This is a genomic window from Streptomyces sp. NPDC089915, assembly GCF_040684675.1.
In the GTDB taxonomy this organism is placed as follows: domain Bacteria; phylum Actinomycetota; class Actinomycetes; order Streptomycetales; family Streptomycetaceae; genus Streptomyces.
Genome location: NZ_JBFBGN010000003.1, coordinates 121,861 through 138,688 on the forward strand (window position 1 = coordinate 121,861; position 16,828 = coordinate 138,688).

The window sequence follows — 16,828 nt, forward strand, 5'->3', positions numbered from 1 at the left end:
TCCTCCATGTTCATGCTGATCATTTTTGGCGGGGCGGTCGCCTTCTTCCTGATCGCCATGCTCCTCGCGTCCATGTCCTCCAAGAAGAACACCGGTGCCAAGAAGGGCGGCTCCGGCGGTTCGGGGAAGTCGGGCGGCTCCTCGTCCTCCTCGTCGTCCTCCTCCCGCGGCCAGGCCGCCCAGGCCAAGCGCCGCGAGGAGATGCGGCTGCCCTACCGGTACGCCGACGACATGATCTTCGTCCACGGCGACTCCGTCTGGACGGGCATCGCCCTGCCCACGGCCATCGACGAGTACCTCAACGCCGTCGAGCTCCAGGCCATGGCCGAGGCCCCGGCCCGCGCGCTGCTCAACCTCGCCCGCGGCGACCGCAACGTCGAGTGCCACTACCGCAAGGTGTACCGGCCGATCACGGCCCAGGACTGGGCCGATCAGCTCAACGCCGTGGCCTGGGACCCGACGGAGAACTACAAGGCGTACAACTTCCGCAAGGCCGACTACCAGGAGCGCATCGGCGCGCAGCGCGAGCGCAACATCCTGCTGGTCAAGCTGGGCTCGATGAAGCGGAAGTCCGGTGGCGACAGCGGAGTGCTCCCCGGCGGAGACGACCCGGTCGAGGAGTCGGGCGTCACCCGCTCGGTGCGCGGTGCCGCCGACGCGGCGGCCGCCGGTGCCACGGGCGTGCACGACGAGTACCTGTCGCCGGAGCTGCTGGCCCAGTGGACGCAGGTCGCCCGCGAGGTCCACGAGAGCCTCGAAGGACTCGGCGGCACCCCCCTGAGCCGCCAGGAACTGGTCTGGCTGATCCGCAAGCCGCTCCACGGCGACCTGCCGATCCCGGCCGAGCCGGTGCTCGGCAGCCGCGCCTGGGGCCCCGACCAGTTCGACCTGGTCGTCGACTTCTCCGGTGAGAACCGCAAGACGCACATCGTGCTGCACCAGTACGACGAGATGACCGGCGAGCGGCACACCAGCTACACGACGACCCTCGTCGCGGCGAGCTGGCCCATTGAGACCCGCTTCCGGCAGTCGACCGCGTGGGCCCGCTACGCGGCCCAGCACGTCGACTTCCCGGTCGAGATCGACATGCGGTTCACGCTCATCCCGTACCTGAAGTTCCAGGACCGGGCGAAGAAGATCAGCGGCAACCTCGTCGACGAGATGAACGACATGGCCAACTCCGGCCGTGCCCCCGGCACCCAGCTCGCCGCCCAGGTCACCCGTGCCCAGAACCTCCTCGACGACGTGGAGGAGCACAAGATGCCGGGCATGGAGGCGCAGATACGCTTCACCATCTCGGCCCCCGACCTCGCCGAACTGGAGCGCCGCCGCCGCATCCTGGAGATGCAGTTCAAGCAGGACCTGAAGGTCACCCTGCTGCGCCCGAGCCGCCAGCAGTGGCGCCTGCTGCAGTCGCAGCTGCCGGGTGACGCGCCCAAGCTGCCCGTCGCGCCGTACCTGCGGCTCCAGGAGGTCGAGCAGCTCGGCGCCGGGCTGCCCACGGCCGGCACCGAGCTGGGCGACAACCCCGAGCGCCGGTCGGGCAAGCAGCTCGGCTGGGTCGGGAACCTGGTCGGCTGGGCGGGCAAGACCCCGGTCCACTACTCCCTGCACGTGGGGCCGGCCCGCAACGACGGCGGTGGCGTGGCCATCGTCGGCGCCTCCGGCGGCGGCAAGTCCTCGCTGGCCCTGCAGAAGTTCTACGAGGAGTCGGAGTCGGGCGTGCGCTGCCTGGTCATCGACCCCAAGACCGACTTCGCGCAGCTCTGCTACTACCTGGCCTTCGGCTCGCAGGTGAACGACCCCGAGTTCCCCCTCGACGCCGAGGCGGGCCTGCTCGGGACCCCGCAGAGCCGATTCCAGCCGGTCAACCCGGAGTTCTGGGCCGAGACGGAGGTCGTCGACCTCCTCAAGGGCCAGGCCGGGGTCCTCGACCCGTGGGTGGTCGCCCGCGACGTCCCCTCCGGGCGACTGCTCGCAGAAACGATGCTGCGCGGCTTCCTCGGCGACGAGGACTACCAGCGGGTGCGCCTGCCCGTCATCGAGGCCATGGCCACCGTCGTCGGCTGGTACAACTCCGCGATCCGGCAGGCCACCGAGCAGGGGCTGAGCGCGCGCGACGCCGAACGCCAGGTACCCCGTCCGACGCTGTGGCAGGTCGTCGACGAGGTCGTCCGGGTCTACGACGAGGCGGTGGCCTCGGGCGACCGCGAGACCGTGAAGGACCTCAAGCTCGCCCAGATGCTGCTCACCGAGCTGCGCACCCTGCCGTACGCGCGACTGGCCTTCGCGGAGAACCCGCAGACCCTGTCCGCGATGCGCAAGCGCCGCACGGTCATCACCCTGCGCGGTTTCCAGACCCCCGCCTCCTCCGACCCGCGCAGCTGGAACCCGGCCGAGCGGCTCGCCGCGACCGCGCTCATGGCGGTCGTGGAGCTGGGCAGCCAGATGCTCGACGTCGGCTACGAGAAGAACCCGGTGACGGGCGAGGTCGGCCTGCGGCCCAAGGCGCTGTTCGTCGACGAGGCGTACGTGGTCACCGCGACCGAGAGCGGCCGCGACCTGATGCGGCGCGCGCTCAAGCAGGGCCGTTCGTACCTGGCGGTGATCGTGCTGATCACGCAGCAGGCCATCGACCTCGTGCAGATCGAGGACTCCGAGGCCCGCAGCGGTGGCGCCAACCAGATCCACACGGTCTTCGCCTTCAAGCAGAAGTCGGCCCAGGAGGCCTCGCTGGTGGCCCCGCTCCTCGGCCGGCCCGAGAGCGACACCAAGGTGTCCAACTCCCTCCAGGAGCTGCGGACGGGTGTCTGCCTCCAGCGGGACGTGGACAAGCGGGTCGGGACGGTCGCGGTGGACCTGGTCTTCCAGGAGATCCTCGCCGCCACGGACACCAACGGCACCACCCGCCCGGGCCGGCAGGCCGTCGACCCGCCGCTCAGCGTGTGGGACTGGACCTTCATGCAGGAGGCCGCCCGCGAGGACCGGCCGGCCGAGGCCGAGGCGGCCGCCTCGCGGTAGCGGCGCCCTCGCCCTACCAGTTCCTCACCCCCGTATCCCAGGAGAATCCGTGCGACTGACCAAGACGCTCACCGCCGTGACCGCCGCCGTGGCACTGGCGACGCTGACAGGCTGCGGCAGCGACGCGAAGGGCGACGACCTCGGCCTTCCTTCCGCCGGTGACATCGCCGCCGTCGAGAAGTTCGTCAACCAGCACGCCCAGTGTGCCCACCCGAGGAAGGCCGCTGCCGAAGGCACCGAAGGCATCCTGACGGACGAGGCCAAGGACCCCGAGTGGTCGATCAAGGATCGCGAGGTCTGTGACGACGGCGCACACCAGGTCGTCACGCTGCTGTCGATCTCCGACATGGCGAAGTTCCAGGCGGCGAACCTCAAGGCTTCGCAGAACGGCAAGAACTACCAGGCGCTGGTCGGCAAGGACTTCGCGGTCGTGCCCGCAGGCGACGAAACCGTCAAGAAGCTGATGAACGCCAAGCTGCTCCTCCTGACGTGTGGGGGCAAGTTCGAGATCCCGGGCGGCTTCAAGAAGCACCCCGGGCTGGCCGAGGGGTGCGTCCTGACCGATTACGTCCCTTCGTAGCCGTCGACTCCTCACGTCCCTCTGCCGCGGAAATCCCGAAGGAAGCCGATGCTCGTGCGCCGTAGCGCCAAACCACGCGGAACCGCCGCCGGTACGCCGTCGCTCCGCGACCGGGCGGGGGGTGTCGGCCGTGCCGTGCGCGCCGGTGTCTTCCTCGTCCTCGCGTTGATCGCCCTGTCGCTCGCGGTCCCCGGCACGGCGCGTGCCGAGGACTTCGCGTGCAGCTTCACCGGCAATGACAGCTACAGCCGGGACAACCCGGGAGCCAGCGGTGAGTTCCTCATACCCGCAGTCAACCAGTGGGAGAACGAGGCGAAGCGTGCCAAGAACCTGAATGACACGACGGGGATGGTCACCGGCGCGGTCAGGATGCCGGAGGCCCCCGAGCGCTACACCTTCTACGAACTCAACGCCATGCGCGGCATGAACTGGTCCATGACCTTCAGGGGTTCGGGCAACGCCTCGGACGAGAACGGCACCGTGGGCAGCGGTGCAGACCACTGTTCGATCATGGACATGATTAACAACGGCGTGGCCAACATGGTTTTCATGGGGACCAAGTACCTGGCCCGTACGGCGATCTCCATCAAGGAGCTCGCGTCCAACCCAAGTCCGCTCAGCGGCCTCTACACGGGTCGCGACAATGTCGTGGGCACCATCAAGGACCACGTCTTCATCCCTGCGGTCCCAGTCATGATCATGCTCACGGGCTTCTGGGTGTTCGCCAAGTGGCGCAAGGGCGAGATGCGCGAGGCCTGGTCGGGAGTGGGCTGGGCATCGCTGACGACGGTCGCCGTCGTAGCGCTCCTGACCGGTGGTAATTACGTCAACATGATCAACCAGGCGGATGCGGGTATCGCCCAGGCGAACTCGCTGTTCTCCGAGGCGGTGCTCTCGGGGGCCTCGGGCAAGTCGCAGTCTCCCTGCGACTTGGAGGGGGACTACAACCGGGGCCTGCGCATTTCCAGCTGCTCGATGTACGACACCCTCGTGTTCCGCCCCTGGGCGCTCGGCCAGTTCGGTGAGCACGGTACGAACTGCATCTTCAAGAAGAGCGGCGGCGCCCGGATCGACGGCGGCGCCTGCGTGCCGGCGAGTGCCGGCACCACGTGCAGCTTCGGAAAGGGCGCACGCTGCGAGGACGTCCGGGTCAAGCAGGCGGTGTCGCAGTCGACGACCAACAAGGATGCCTTCCCCGGGGCGGACGGCGAGGAGAAGAGGGTCAGCAGCGGCGACAAGGAGACGAAGGAGTGGATGCCCATCCGTCAGGACATGGCGGGCGGTCCGGGCAAGGGGTATCCCAGTGACTTCAAGGACCAGAGGATCTACCCCGTGTCCTTCGACGAATGGGCCGGGAAGAATTCCGGGGCCCGGGTCGGGCTCGCCGTCTACTCGGTTTTCGCGGCGCTGATCGTCGGCGTCATGGTGATCGTGCTCAGTGCGCTCACTCTGCTGTGGCACGCCGTGACCCTGATCATGATCATCATGCTGCCGCTGATCGCCACGCTGGGCATCCACCCGTCCCAGCAGAAACTGCTCAAGGGCTGGCTCCAGACGTTCATCCACAGCTTCGTGCTCCGCGCCGGCTTCGGCATCATCCTGACCGTGCTCCTGGTCCTCTACCAGATGATCCTGCCTGCCAAGATCTCCATCGGTATGCAGCTGCTGATGCTGCTGCTGGTCACCGTCGCGGTCGTGATGATGCTGAAGAAGCTGCTCTCGGGCGCCTACAGCCCGCAGATCGCAGGGGCGCAGGACGCCCTGGGCGTCGGGGACATGGCGAACACCGTGGGCGGCAAACTGGGGCAGTACGCCCCCGGTGCCGCGGCCGGAGTCGCGAAGACGACGGGCCGTGTCGCCGGGAAGACGGCTGCTGGTGTGGCCAAGCCGGTCGGCACGGCCATGCGCAAGACCGGTGCCGCCGCGATACGGGGTATGGACAAGCGCGGGAACAGGGAACGCCTGATGAAGGGCGGCTGGATCGCCCCCCGCAACGCCAAGCGCGACCAGCGCCGGAGCGCTGCCCAGTCCGCGGAGATGCAGCAGCACAACTACGAACAGATGAAGGCGACCCAGGCGGGCCAGCCGTCGTCCGAGTCGGAGCGGCGCGAGAGCGGCCGGGTCAGCCTCGGCAGCCCTTCGACCTCGTCCACGCCGCCCCCGCCCGGTCCTCCCCCTCCGGCCCCGGCACCGGCCCCCGCCGCGTCCGCTCCCGCGCAGGAGGCCCCCCGCCCCGCCAGTGGTCGGACCAGAGCGCCCGAGGTGGTGCCCACGCGGGCGCAGTCGTTGCCGTCGGTGCCCGATCCGCGGCGCGCCTCGGCACAGCCGAGCCAGCCGCAGTCGCGGCCGCAGCCGCAGACTCCGGCCCGTGCGCCGCGGGAGGGTGACGGTGAGGGTCACGGTGGCCGACGGGTGTCGGAGCCGGAGTAGGAGGGGCTGAGTCGTGGCAAGCGTGATCGCCGACCACCCGCCGCAGGAGCTCGCCGTCGAGCTGGCCGGGCTCCTGCGGGTGGACTGGCGTGCCGTGTGGCCCGGGGTGCCGGACGGCGGGGCCGGGCGGGAGGAGTGGTGCGCGGGGTTCGGGTGGCGGCCGCTGTGGTCCCAGTCGGGGCTGTGGGTGCGGACGCCGCAGGGCGGCCGGCTGCACCTGGCCGCCTCGCCCGGCCCCGGCCGGCCCGTCACGCGGGCCTCGTACGACGTCTGGAAGGCCGCCGCCGGTGCGGCCTCCGACGGGGAGGCCGTCCTGGCCGCCGGCCTCGGCCGCTACGCCGCCCACCTCGCCCGGATGACGGCAGCCCTGGGCGCGCCGGGCTGGGAGGGCGCCTGGGACAGCCCGGACTTCCCGGAACCGCCCGTGCCCGGCCGGTGGGGCGACGCCGGTGAGCGGCGGGAGCTGAGGGCTCCGTACCGGCTCGCGCAGTGGAGGTACCCGCATCCGCTCGCCCCGGTGATCGTGCTCGCGCTGGAGTGCCGGGACGCGGGCTACGCGGCGGGTGGGACGATCACTCTCACCTTCCACGGACCGCCCGACCCGAAGCCGATGGGCGGCCCCGGCTGGCTGCTGTGACGTAACGAGACGCGAGAAAGAGAGCACGACATGGGCACGCCCTTCGAACCGCCGGTGGACCGCACCCCGCAGGAGCTCGTCACCGAGCTGCGGGGGCTGGCGGACGTCCACTGGGAGACGGTCTGGAACGGCCCGCCGCTGCCGAGCCAGGGGCTGGACGAGTGGTGCGCGCAGTTCGGGTGGACGCCCACGCAGTTCGAGTACGTGCTGAACGTGGTCACGCGGACCGGGGGGAAGATGACCCTGAACGCGGCGGGTGGCAGCTGGGCGCCCGTGCAGAGCCTGCGGCACTGGGTGTGGGGGGAGTCGGCGACGGCTCCGGAGGGAAACCCGCGTGTGCTGGCCGAGGCGGATCGGGTCTGGCCGTTGTACCGGGACGCCGTGACCTCGGTGCTCGGCGCACCGGCCTGGGACGGCGGCTGGGATTCCGCCTCGTTTCCCGAGGAGCTCCCTCCCTACTCGGTCCCGAAGCCGGAGACGCGGCTGAAGCACAAGCGTCCTTATCGCATCGCCTACTGGGAGATGGCGGGACCCGGCGGTGCCCTCGCCAGTCTCGGCATCACACCCGCCATGGGTACCGCCGACGGGTCGGACGCCGGAGTGGTGAACATGAGCCTCCGGGTCTATCCCCGTCCGCTGGAGGTCTGACGACGGTGAGTCCGGAACCGATACCGGAAGGCATACTGGCGGGCGCTCTGGCTCGGGCGAAGGCCCGGGAGGAAGCCGCCCAGGAGGCCAAGAAAGACCCGGAAGCCGTGGTGGAGCGCATCAAAGCCGCGGCCACGGCCGCGAAGATGACACCGAAGGCCTACATCGACGCCCTCGCCAAGGACACGGCGAAGCTCACGCCGCCCGAGGGGACGAAGCCGATCAGTGCCTTCTGGTCGTACGGCATCGAGCACCCGGAGGCGCCGAAGAACGACCGGGGGGTTCCGTTCCTGTCCCAGCGCTTCATCGCGGAGGAGTGGGCCGCCCAGCAGAACGAGACTCATCCCGGCACCGCGCGGACTCTGGAGACGTCCCCCGGCGGTCAGGAACTCGACGAGATGTTCCTCTGGGAAGACGAGGTCACCGAGCTCCTCGGTGGTGAGGAAGCGGGCTTTCACGAGGGCTACGCCAAGCAGATCTGGAACAAGATCTCCGAAACCTACGGCAGCCTCGCCGAAGGCCGGGTGGTCGTCTTCGCGGACGTCGGCAACACCCGGGCCGTCCTGCAGCAGAGCGAACTCGGCGCGCTCTGCGCCAATCCGAACGTCGGCCTGCACAACATCAACTTCGTGTACGAGGCTCCTCAGTCCTGGCCCGAGGTCACCCGGGCCGAGGCCGGCACCAACGCCGTCCGTGCCGTCGCGCAGTTCGACGACAAGGACCTCCCGCGCCACATCGACCCCCACGCCTTCGCCGCCGACACCCCCGAGGCCCGCAAGGCGAAGATCGACGCCATCATGGAGAGCGTCGCCCCGGCCCAGGCGCACGCGCCGGCCGTCGAGGCGCCCGAGCGGCAGGCCTCGCCGAAGCGGGTGCCCAACCCGCTGTGGCAGATGGGCTTCCGGCAGCCGGACACCGTTGCCCGGCCCGTGGGCCGGGAGCCGGTTCTCGGCGCCGCTGCCGCGGGGGCCGTGGCCCTCGCCCCCAAAACCCCCGCGACAGGTATGGACGGTCCCGCATGATCCCTCGTCCCACCCTCGAATCCGTCCGCCGGCTGCTCCGTCAGGAGCGGGACGACGCCTGGGCCGTGCGGATGCTGCCGCGGCTCGTGCTCGGGCTGGCCGGCGGGTACACGCTGTTCGTGCTGGCCTCCGCCGGGATGGCGGAGTTCATCACGGTCTGCGCGGTGCTCGCGCTCGGCGGTGTGCTCTGGCTGCTGCGCCGGCGCGGGCAGCTGCTGCTCGCGCTGGGCTCCACCGTCGTGACGGCCGGGATGACCGGCTACCTGGCCGCCGCGGGCGACATCGCGCGCGGCTCGGCCGGCGGGCTGCTCAGCGGGCAGGCCGTGTTCGGGTACTGGGCGCTCGGCGGGATGGCGCTGCTGGGGGCCTGGATGCTCAAGCGGCCGCGCGGCCGCCGCGGGGTCACGGTCGTGCTGGCCGATGTGCTGCTGATCGGCGCCTCCGGGGTGGGAATGCTCGCCCCGGCATTCGGTGTTCCCCTTGGATTCCTCTGCGTCGTCGGGGTGCTGGCCGTGCGCAGTGGGACCGTTCCCGGTGTGAGCAAGCGCGAACGGAGCGTGCGGAGTCGAGGACTCCGCAGGTTCATGTCAGCCGCTGACACGGATGCGCGGTGAAGTGGTGGCGCGTCAGTTCCCCTGTGTAATAAACCGTGCACAACGCATGGGACGGCTTTGCCGCTGCCAATTCGCCTGTTCTAGAGTCCCCGTTGGTTACAGAAAACATCGGGGGACTTCTTCCATGGCGAAGACAGCACTGAGAACCCGGCCGGCATCCATGCTGCCGGCCACCACGACGCTTCTGCCCTGCCAGCGGCGGCCCGATATCTTCGCGGAGCCGCTCCTGGAACACCCGCCCGCGGGTGCGCCGGAACTGCCGTTCCGGACGCGCAGGAGCCAGGCCCTCACCCATGCCGCCCGGCAGCTCTGTTTCTCCTGCCCCCTGTGGGCCGAATGCCTCCAGGACTCCGTCGTCCGGTCCGATCCGGGCGGTTACGCCGCCGCCACCACCGAGCAGGACCGGCGCTGGATCCGCCGGTTCCTGCACATCGGCGACGGCCGGGGACGGCTGACCGCCTCCGCCTCCGCCGTCGGCGGGCGCGGGGAGGCGGTCGAGGCCGCCGCGGTGCTCGATGCCTTCAGCGCCCTCCAGGAGCACCGGACGCGCCGGTCCTTCGGTTCCGGACGGGGGCCGGTGCCCGCCCCGCGGCAGGATCCGGCGCCGCTCTTCCCCGACAGCCGCCGACAGCGCGCCGACACAGACGAGGTAACGAAGATGGGCGCTCCGGCCCTGTCGGGAGAACGGATCACCTACTCGCTCGGTGACCCCGCACTGGCCATACAGAAGACCGTGCTCGGTCCGCTGGCGCGCGCCACGCTGCTCATACTCAAGGTCGCCGAGCAGCTCGCCGGCATGCTCGCGCTGACCCCGTCCGCCGCCCCGGCGCCCGAGCTCCTCGCCGCCGTCAGCCGGACCCGGCTGAGCCTGGAGTCCTGGCGCGAGGCCGCCGACGACGAGAGCCCGTACGCGCTCGGCGACGGGGACGAGCTGACCGGGTCCGTGAGCATCGAGCTCGCCACCTGCGACCCCGTCGCCGCCCTGCGCCAGGACATCTTCGAACCCCTGCTGCGCCGCCTGGCCGACTCCCTGCACCGGGTCGAGTCCATCACCGGGCTCCTCGTCCCCGATGGCGATGGGGCCGCCGTCCCGTACGCCCGGGAGCTGGCGGCCGTACGGGAGGCGGTGCGCGAGCTCGCGGCCCAGCTGGAGCGGTACGAGCCGCTCGCCCCCCGCGCCCAGGAGCACGGCGGCGGCCACGAACTCCCGCGCGACGCCCACCCCAGGGCCTACGCCGCCACCGCGGGCGCCACCAGCCTGCGCCGGGCCGTGGAGGCGGCCGTCGCCTCCTTCCCCGGGCACTTCACCGGACGCGACGTGGTGCGGGCGCTGCCCCCGGGCGCCTACCCGGACGCGGGGAAGTCGGTCAGCAACGCGCTGTCCGCCATGGTCAAGTCGGGCCGGCTGCTGCGGGTCTCGCGCGGCACCTACACCGCCGGTCCGCGGTCCGGCGGCGAAGCCGCCCCGAACTCCTGAAAGGCAGTCGCCGTGCAGCCCAACTCTCCGGCCGCGGAGGTCCGCGTCTTCTCCCACCACGCGGGCCTCATCGACGGTGTCCCCGTGACGGCCCCGCCGTTCGGGAACATCCAGGACGTCGTCATCGGCATCCTCCAGCAGCGCGCCCAGCAGCTCGGCGCCCCGACCCAGGCGGTCGTCACCGACGACCGCTACGGCGGTGCGGTGCGCCTCCTGATCCACCCCGACGGCAGGGCCGAGCAGCTGCCCGAGCCGGAGCCGGGTCCGGGGCAGTGAGGTGAGATGAGGTGAGGGGAGGCCCGGGCCGCGCGTCGCGGCCCGGGCCTCCCCGGGCGTAGGGCGGGTGGCGGGAGACCGGGGTGATGAGGGCGCGGTGGCGGTGGCGCGGCGCGGCGGCGGGGGCGGCCGCCGTGGGGCTGGCGGTGGTTCCCCTGGGGTTCGGGGCGGGGCGCGCGGGGGAAACGGCGGCGCCGCCCGCCGTACCGGCACCGGCGCCGGCGGCCACCCCGTCCTCCGACGGGTTCCCGCAGCTCACGCCCGCCGTGGCGGCGCGGCTGGACGAGGCCGTGCGGAAGGTGCTCGGGGAGACCGGGGTCCCCGGGGTGATCGTCTCGCTCTCGGCGCCCGGCAAGGGCGAGTACGTGCGGGCCTTCGGGGTCGCGGACAGGGCGACCGGCGCGCCGATGCGGACCGACCTGAACATGCGGATCGGGAGCGTGACCAAGACCTTCACCGTCACCGCGCTGCTGAGGCTGGTCGACGCGGGCAGGGCCGGGCTGGACGACCCCGTCGGGAAGTACGTGAGCGGCGTGCCGAACGGGGACCGGATCACCCTGCGCCAGCTCGCCGGGATGCGGAGCGGGCTCTACAACTACTCCGAGGACGAGGGGTTCTTCAAGGCCCTCACGTCCGACCCGCGCAGGCCCTTCACCCCGAAGGAGCTGCTCTCGTACTCCTTCAGGCACCCCGTGCTGTTCGAGCCGGGTGCCAGGTTCGCCTACTGCAACACCAACCTGATCCTGCTGGGGCTGGTGGTGGAGAAGGTGAGCGGGCAGCCGCTCGACCGGTACATCACCGAGCAGGTGGTCGAACCGGCCGGGCTGCGGCACACGTTCTTCCCCGCCGGCGCGGAGTTCCCCGGTCCCCACGCGCGGGGGTACACCGACCAGACGGCGGACGGGAGGGTCCGGGACGCCGCCGGCTGGGACCCCTCCTGGGGCTGGGCCGCCGGGGCGATGGTCTCCGACCTGACCGACCTGCGCAGCTGGGCCGCGACCCTGGCCACCGGCACCCTCCTGAAGCCCGCCACCCAGGCCCAGCGGCTGAGGACGACCGAGGCGGTGCCGGACGCCGGGTACGGGCTCGGCCTCTTCGACGTCGCCGGGTGGATCGGGCACAACGGCTCGCTGCCCGGCTACGAGGCGCTGGCCGTCCACCTGCCGGAGGCCAAGGCCACGCTGGTGGTCCTGCTCAACAGCGACATCTCGTACAAGGGGTTCGAGCCCAGCACGGCCTTCGGCGAGGCGATCACGCGGATCGTCACCCCGCGGCACGTCTTCGAGCTGCCCGCCCAGCCGGTCACCGGCCATTGAGGAAAGCCCCTGGTGGGGGGGCTCCGGTCGCGCGCACAATGGGCAGCTACGTCCGAGTGGATCAAGGAGCGTCGGCATGGCTGAGCAGGGTGGGGTTCTGGTACGGGTCGCCGGAGAGGCGGACCTCGATGTGGCCGCCGAACTGTTCCGGGGGTACCTCGACTTCTACGAGGTGACCGTCGAGGACGCCGGACGGCCCCGGGCGTTCCTCGCGGAGCGGATCGCCAAGGAGGAGTCGACCGTCCTGCTCGCCGATGCCCCGGATGCGGGCACGGTCGGCTTCGCGCAGGTCTACCCGACCTTCTCCTCCCTGTCGATGCGGCCCGTGTGGATCCTCGGGGACCTCTTCGTGGCCCCCTCCGGCCGCAGCCACGGCGTCGGCCGGGCCCTGCTGCGCGAGGTGCTGCGCCGGGCGAAGGAGGCCGGTATGGGCGGGGTGCAGCTGGAGACCGGCTACGAGAACCACCTCGCGCAGGGCCTCTACGAGTCGGAGGGGTTCGTGCGCGAGGGCTACCACATCTACTTCCGCGAGCTCGGCTGAACAGCCTCCGCCCCGGGGGTGTTTCACGTGAAACATCCCCGGGAGCCGGCTACTTCGCGTCCGCGTAGCACTCCACGACCGCCGTCGTGAACGGGAAGCGGACCGGGGTGTCGCCGAAGGCGATCCGGCCCGCGCGGTCGCCCGCCTCCCGGACGGCCGCCGCGACGGCCTCCGCCTCCTCGGCCGGGCAGTGCACGATCACCTCGTCGTGCTGGAAGAAGACCAGCTCCGCCCGCATCCCGGCAGTGGCCTGGCGCAGCGCCGCGAGCACCAGCAGGGCCCAGTCGGCGGCGCTGCCCTGGACGACGAAGTTGCGGGTGAAGCGGCCCCGGGCCCGGGTGTCGGTGGAGGCGTAGGAGGGGGTCCAGCCGGGGGTCTCGTCCTCGCGGTCCTGCGGGATGCCCGCCTCGCCGTCCTCGGCGGCGCCGGCCGGGGGCGGGCAGGTGCGGCCCAGCCAGGTGCGCACCAGACGGCCCTCCTCCCCGGCCCGGGCGGCGTCGTCCACGTAGGCCACGGCCTGCGGGAAGCGGCGGCGCAGGGCGGCGAGGTTCTTCAGGCCGTCGCCGGAGGTCTGACCGTAGACGGCGCCCAGCACGGCGATCTTGGCCTGCTCCCGGTCGCCGGAGAAGGACTGGCGGGAGACGGCCGTGTACAGGTCCTCCGGGCGGCCGGCCACCTCCATGAAGGCCGGATCGCGGGAGATCGCGGCGAGGACGCGCGGCTCCATCTGGTCGGCGTCGGCGACGACGAGCCGCCAGCCCGGGTCGGCGACGACCGCCCGGCGGATCACCTTGGGGATCTGCAGGGCCCCGCCGCCGTGGGTGACCCAGCGGCCGGTGAGGGTGCCGGCGGGGACGAACTCGGGGCGGAAGCGGCCGTCGCGGACCCAGTCCGCGAGCCAGGTCCAGCCGTGGGCCGTGTAGATCCGGTACAGCTTCTTGTACGCGAGGAGCGGGGCGACGGCGGGGTGGTCGACCTCCTGGAGCTCCCAGCGACGGGTCGAGCGGAGCCTGATCCCGGCCCCGGCGAAGGCCTTGATCACATCGGCGGGCAGCTCCGGGCGGACCCGGCGGCCGAACGCGGCCGAGACCTCGTCCGCCAGCTGCGCCAGGCGGCGGGGCTCGCCGCGGCCGGCGTAGCGCTCGCCGAGCAGCTCGGTGAGCAGGGCGCGGTGCACGTCGGCCCGCCAGGGCAGGCCGGTGTGGTGCATTTCGGCGGCGATGAGGAACGCGGCCGACTCGGCGGCGGTCAGCAGGCGGAGCCGGTCGGGGTGGGTGGTGGCGGCGTGCCGGCGGGCCTGGTCGGCGTGGACGGCGAGGAGGGCGTCGAGGGGGAGCGGGGTGGCCGGGCGGTCGTGCGGGTCCTGGAGGCCGGCGGCCTCGAAGAGGGAGTCCTGGGCGCGGGGGGCCGCGGCGTGGGCGGTGCGCTGCGGGGGGTCCGGGGGGACGGGGGCGTCGTTGAGGCGGGCCCAGGCGGCGGCCGCGGAGCGGGGTTCGCCGGAGCGGCCCTCGTGGCCGAGGAGGAGCAGCTCGGCGTCCTCGACGTCGTAGCAGCGGTCCACGCGGACGCCGGCGGCGAGCAGGCGGGGGTAGACGGCCTGGGTGGAGCGCCAGATCCAGCGGGTGGCGGGGGGTGCGGCGCGGATCGCCTCCGCGGGGGTGGCGAAGGTGAGGGGGCCCGTGGGGGGCGGGGGGACCGGGGTGGCGTGCCATCGGCCGTCGGGGGCCTCGGTCAGGGCCCAGGGGGTGGGGTGGTCGCTCACGAGTGCGAGTGTCCCACCGGGGGCTGACAGGGGGGTCGCCTCAATCGCCGGCGGGGCTGGAGGATCCTGGGGCTCTGCCCCGGACCCCGCGCCTCAATCGCCGGCGGGGCTGGAAATGGCCGGCGTGGGCGGGGATGTGGCCCGTGTGGGCCGGGTCGGGGGCCGCGTGGGCTGGGGCGGGCGGCACGGCCGGACGGGTGAGCGGGGCGTGACACCCTGGAGGGGTGAGTGAGATCGCTGAGCTCGTCGACCGGGCCTTCGCCGCCGCCTTGTACGCCCAGGACGATGCCGGGCTCGACGTCGGGGCCTCCGTGCTGGCCGCCGACGCGGGGGCGTGGGGCGGGGTCGGGCAGGAGCTGCTGCGGCGCGGTGAGGGGTACGCGCGGCGGGCCTGGGAGCGGGGGTGGCGGCCGGCGGACGTGCTGCGGCTGGTGCGGCGGGACCTCGGCGAGGTCCACCTGAGGCTCGCCGGGGACGTGTGCGCCGCCGAGGCGCGGCGGTACGCGCGGCTGCCCGAGGGCTGGGGCGCCGGCGAGGTGTGGTGGTCCGGGGACGAGGCGTACGCGCGGGAGTTCGCGCGGCGCGAGCGGGCCGACCGGTTCACCCTGGCCACCGCCGTCCTGGAGCTGTACCGGCTGCTGGTCCGGCTGCCGTCGATCGAGCCGGTCGGGCCGGTCCCCGGCGACCCGGCGGCCGACGCCCTGGAGCACGCGCACATCGAGCCCCGGATGCTCGGACGGATCCGGGCGCTGCTGGCGAAGGCCGAGGCGACCACCTACCCGGAGGAGGCGGAGGCGCTCAGCGCCAAGGCCCAGGAGCTGATGGCCCGGCACACCGTGGACGAGGCGCTGCTCGCCGCGCGCGGCGGCGGCCCGGCGCGGCTGCCGGGGGCCTGCCGGATCGGGGTGGAGCCCCCGTACGAGGAGGCCAAGGCGGTCCTGCTGGACGCGGTGGCCACCGCCAACCGCTGCCGGGCGGTGTGGAACGGCGCCTTCGAGTTCTCGACCGTGGTCGGGTTCGAGAGCGACCTGGAGGCGGTGGAGCTGCTGTACACCTCGCTGCTGGTGCAGGGGACGGCCGCCATGACGCGCGCCGAGGCCGCCCAGCGGGCCGGCGGGCGCAAGCGGACGAAGACTTTCCGTCAGTCGTTCCTGCTCGCGTACGCCAGCCGGCTCGGCCGGCGGCTCGCCGAGACCGCCGAGCACACGGCCACCGAGGCGCCCGACCACCTGCCCGCCCTGGTGGCCCGGGACGTGGCGGTCACCTCCCGCGCCGAGGAGATGTTCCCGCGCACCACCACGACGCGGCTGCGCGGGGCCACCGACCACGCGGGGTGGGAGGACGGGACCGCCGCCGCCGACGCGGCCCACATGGGCGGCAGGCGCCCCTCGCTGCCCTAGGCCTAGCCCTGGGCGGCGTCCTGGGTGGTGTTCTCGGAGCGCATCGCGCGGGCCTCCGACTTCAGGATGCGGGCCGACTTGCCGAGCGAGCGGGCCATGTCGGGCAGCTTCTTCGAACCGAACAGCATCAGGCAGACCACCAGGACGATGATCAGGTGCCAGGGCTCCAGGCCGTTGCGGAGCATGGGATACCTACATTCGGGTGAGGGGCGGAGGACAGGGGACGCACCGATGATTCGGGGTCATCGAACAGCGCGGCAAGGGTCCCGTACAAATCTGAAGAAATCCTGAAAACCCTCGGGGCCCGCCCGAAGGCCTCGGGGCCCGCCGGAGGGCTAGGCTCGGCGCCATGGGCTGGCTCCGCGCGCTGAAGGACACCGCGCGCGTGGCCATGACCTTCGAGCGGCGCCGGCTGGAGCCGCTCGTGGCGCTGCGGGCCGCCGCCGGGCTGGCGGTGGTGATCGGGGCCGGGCTGGCCTTCCTGGGGCCGGGCGCGGCCGCGAGTTCCGCGTTCGGGGCCTTCATGGCCGCCGTCGCCACCTTCCAGCAGAGCTGGCGCCCGAGGCCCGTGCTCGCCCTCGCCTCCGGGCTGACCCTGGCCGTCTCCACCTTCCTCGGGTACCTGGTGGGCTCCGCTGACCTCGGGCTCTTCCTGCCGATGCTGGCCCTGTGGGCCTTCGGCGCGGGGCTGCTGTGGGCGGCCGGGCCGACCGCCGGGATGATCGCCTCCGGCAACGTCGCGGTCATGCTGGTCACCGTCACCCTGCCGACCTCCGTCCCGCAGGCCGCCGGGCACGCCGCGATGATCGCCGCCGGCGGGGTGGTCCAGGCCCTGCTGATCGTGCTCTTCCCCGTCCGCCGCTGGGGCGCCCAGCGCGACGCCCTGGCCGACGCCCTCGCCGCCGAGGCCGACTACGCCCGCCGGCTGCGGTACGACCCCGTCAGCGCCTTCGACCCGGCGCCCCTGATGCGGGCGCGCGCCGCCGCCGCCGTGACCGCCCGCCAGGCCCGGCGGCGCCCCGCCGAGCTGCACGGGGCGCGGGGGCTCGCCGAGCGGATCCGGCCCGTGCTGGCCTCGCTCGCCGACCCGGCCGTCGGGGCGCC

The 16,828-nt window shown here is 72.6% G+C and carries 15 protein-coding genes; 13 read left to right on the forward strand and 2 right to left on the reverse strand.

Annotation, left to right across the window (positions count from 1 at the left end; genetic code table 11):
* Nucleotides 1-6: 6 nt before the first annotated feature.
* From AB0O29_RS02235 to AB0O29_RS02285, 11 genes are all read left to right on the forward strand, one after another.
* Nucleotides 7-3,021 carry an ATP-binding protein gene (locus AB0O29_RS02235; protein ID WP_365144685.1) on the forward strand — a complete coding sequence of 1,005 codons (3,015 nt, stop codon included), beginning with the start codon at nt 7-9 and terminating at the stop codon, nt 3,019-3,021.
* Nucleotides 3,022-3,070: 49 nt separating this feature from the next.
* The gene (locus AB0O29_RS02240; protein WP_365144688.1) at nt 3,071-3,601 is read left to right on the forward strand and encodes a hypothetical protein; all 531 of its coding nucleotides are present in this window, start codon (nt 3,071-3,073) and stop codon (nt 3,599-3,601) included.
* Between the two features lie 48 nt (nt 3,602-3,649).
* A complete protein-coding gene (locus AB0O29_RS02245; protein WP_365144691.1) occupies nt 3,650-6,031 on the forward strand; it encodes a hypothetical protein in 2,382 nt (793 codons plus the stop codon).
* Nucleotides 6,032-6,044: 13 nt separating this feature from the next.
* Complete coding sequence (locus tag AB0O29_RS02250; RefSeq protein ID WP_365144694.1) at nt 6,045-6,668, forward strand: hypothetical protein; 624 nt, start codon at nt 6,045-6,047, stop codon at nt 6,666-6,668.
* 30 nt (nt 6,669-6,698) lie between these two features.
* Entirely contained in the window at nt 6,699-7,316 is a 618-nt protein-coding gene (locus AB0O29_RS02255) for a hypothetical protein (RefSeq protein ID WP_365144697.1), read from the forward strand.
* A gap of 110 nt (nt 7,317-7,426) precedes the next feature.
* Nucleotides 7,427-8,338 carry a hypothetical protein gene (locus tag AB0O29_RS02260; RefSeq protein ID WP_365144700.1) on the forward strand — a complete coding sequence of 304 codons (912 nt, stop codon included), beginning with the start codon at nt 7,427-7,429 and terminating at the stop codon, nt 8,336-8,338.
* On the forward strand, nt 8,335-8,952 hold the full coding sequence (locus tag AB0O29_RS02265; protein ID WP_365144703.1) for a hypothetical protein: 618 nt from the start codon (nt 8,335-8,337) through the stop codon (nt 8,950-8,952). The genes AB0O29_RS02260 and AB0O29_RS02265 overlap by 4 nt, the downstream gene beginning before the upstream one ends.
* A gap of 124 nt (nt 8,953-9,076) precedes the next feature.
* Nucleotides 9,077-10,429 (forward strand): WhiB family transcriptional regulator, encoded by a 1,353-nt coding sequence (locus AB0O29_RS02270; protein WP_365144706.1) that lies wholly within the window; start codon nt 9,077-9,079, stop codon nt 10,427-10,429.
* A gap of 12 nt (nt 10,430-10,441) precedes the next feature.
* Nucleotides 10,442-10,705, forward strand: a complete 264-nt coding sequence (locus AB0O29_RS02275; RefSeq protein ID WP_365144709.1) for a hypothetical protein — start codon at nt 10,442-10,444, stop codon at nt 10,703-10,705.
* An 86-nt stretch (nt 10,706-10,791) separates the two neighbouring features.
* Nucleotides 10,792-12,021: a serine hydrolase domain-containing protein gene (locus AB0O29_RS02280; RefSeq protein WP_365144712.1), complete on the forward strand. Its 1,230-nt coding sequence runs from the start codon at nt 10,792-10,794 to the stop codon at nt 12,019-12,021.
* Between the two features lie 76 nt (nt 12,022-12,097).
* Nucleotides 12,098-12,562: a GNAT family N-acetyltransferase gene (locus tag AB0O29_RS02285; protein WP_365144715.1), complete on the forward strand. Its 465-nt coding sequence runs from the start codon at nt 12,098-12,100 to the stop codon at nt 12,560-12,562.
* Nucleotides 12,563-12,611: 49 nt separating this feature from the next.
* Here AB0O29_RS02285 and AB0O29_RS02290 read toward each other — a convergent pair whose 3' ends face one another.
* On the reverse strand, nt 12,612-14,324 hold the full coding sequence (locus AB0O29_RS02290) for a bifunctional 3'-5' exonuclease/DNA polymerase (protein WP_365144717.1): 1,713 nt from the start codon (nt 14,322-14,324) through the stop codon (nt 12,612-12,614).
* A 233-nt stretch (nt 14,325-14,557) separates the two neighbouring features.
* Between AB0O29_RS02290 and AB0O29_RS02295 the strand changes: the two genes are divergently transcribed.
* Nucleotides 14,558-15,724 (forward strand): DUF2786 domain-containing protein, encoded by a 1,167-nt coding sequence (locus AB0O29_RS02295; RefSeq protein ID WP_365144744.1) that lies wholly within the window; start codon nt 14,558-14,560, stop codon nt 15,722-15,724.
* A 2-nt stretch (nt 15,725-15,726) separates the two neighbouring features.
* Here AB0O29_RS02295 and tatA read toward each other — a convergent pair whose 3' ends face one another.
* The gene (gene tatA / locus AB0O29_RS02300; protein ID WP_365144720.1) at nt 15,727-15,909 is read right to left on the reverse strand and encodes a Sec-independent protein translocase subunit TatA; all 183 of its coding nucleotides are present in this window, start codon (nt 15,907-15,909) and stop codon (nt 15,727-15,729) included.
* A gap of 164 nt (nt 15,910-16,073) precedes the next feature.
* Between tatA and AB0O29_RS02305 the strand changes: the two genes are divergently transcribed.
* Nucleotides 16,074-16,828 (forward strand): FUSC family membrane protein (locus tag AB0O29_RS02305; protein WP_365144723.1); only part of this gene is annotated, 755 nt, incomplete at its 3' end.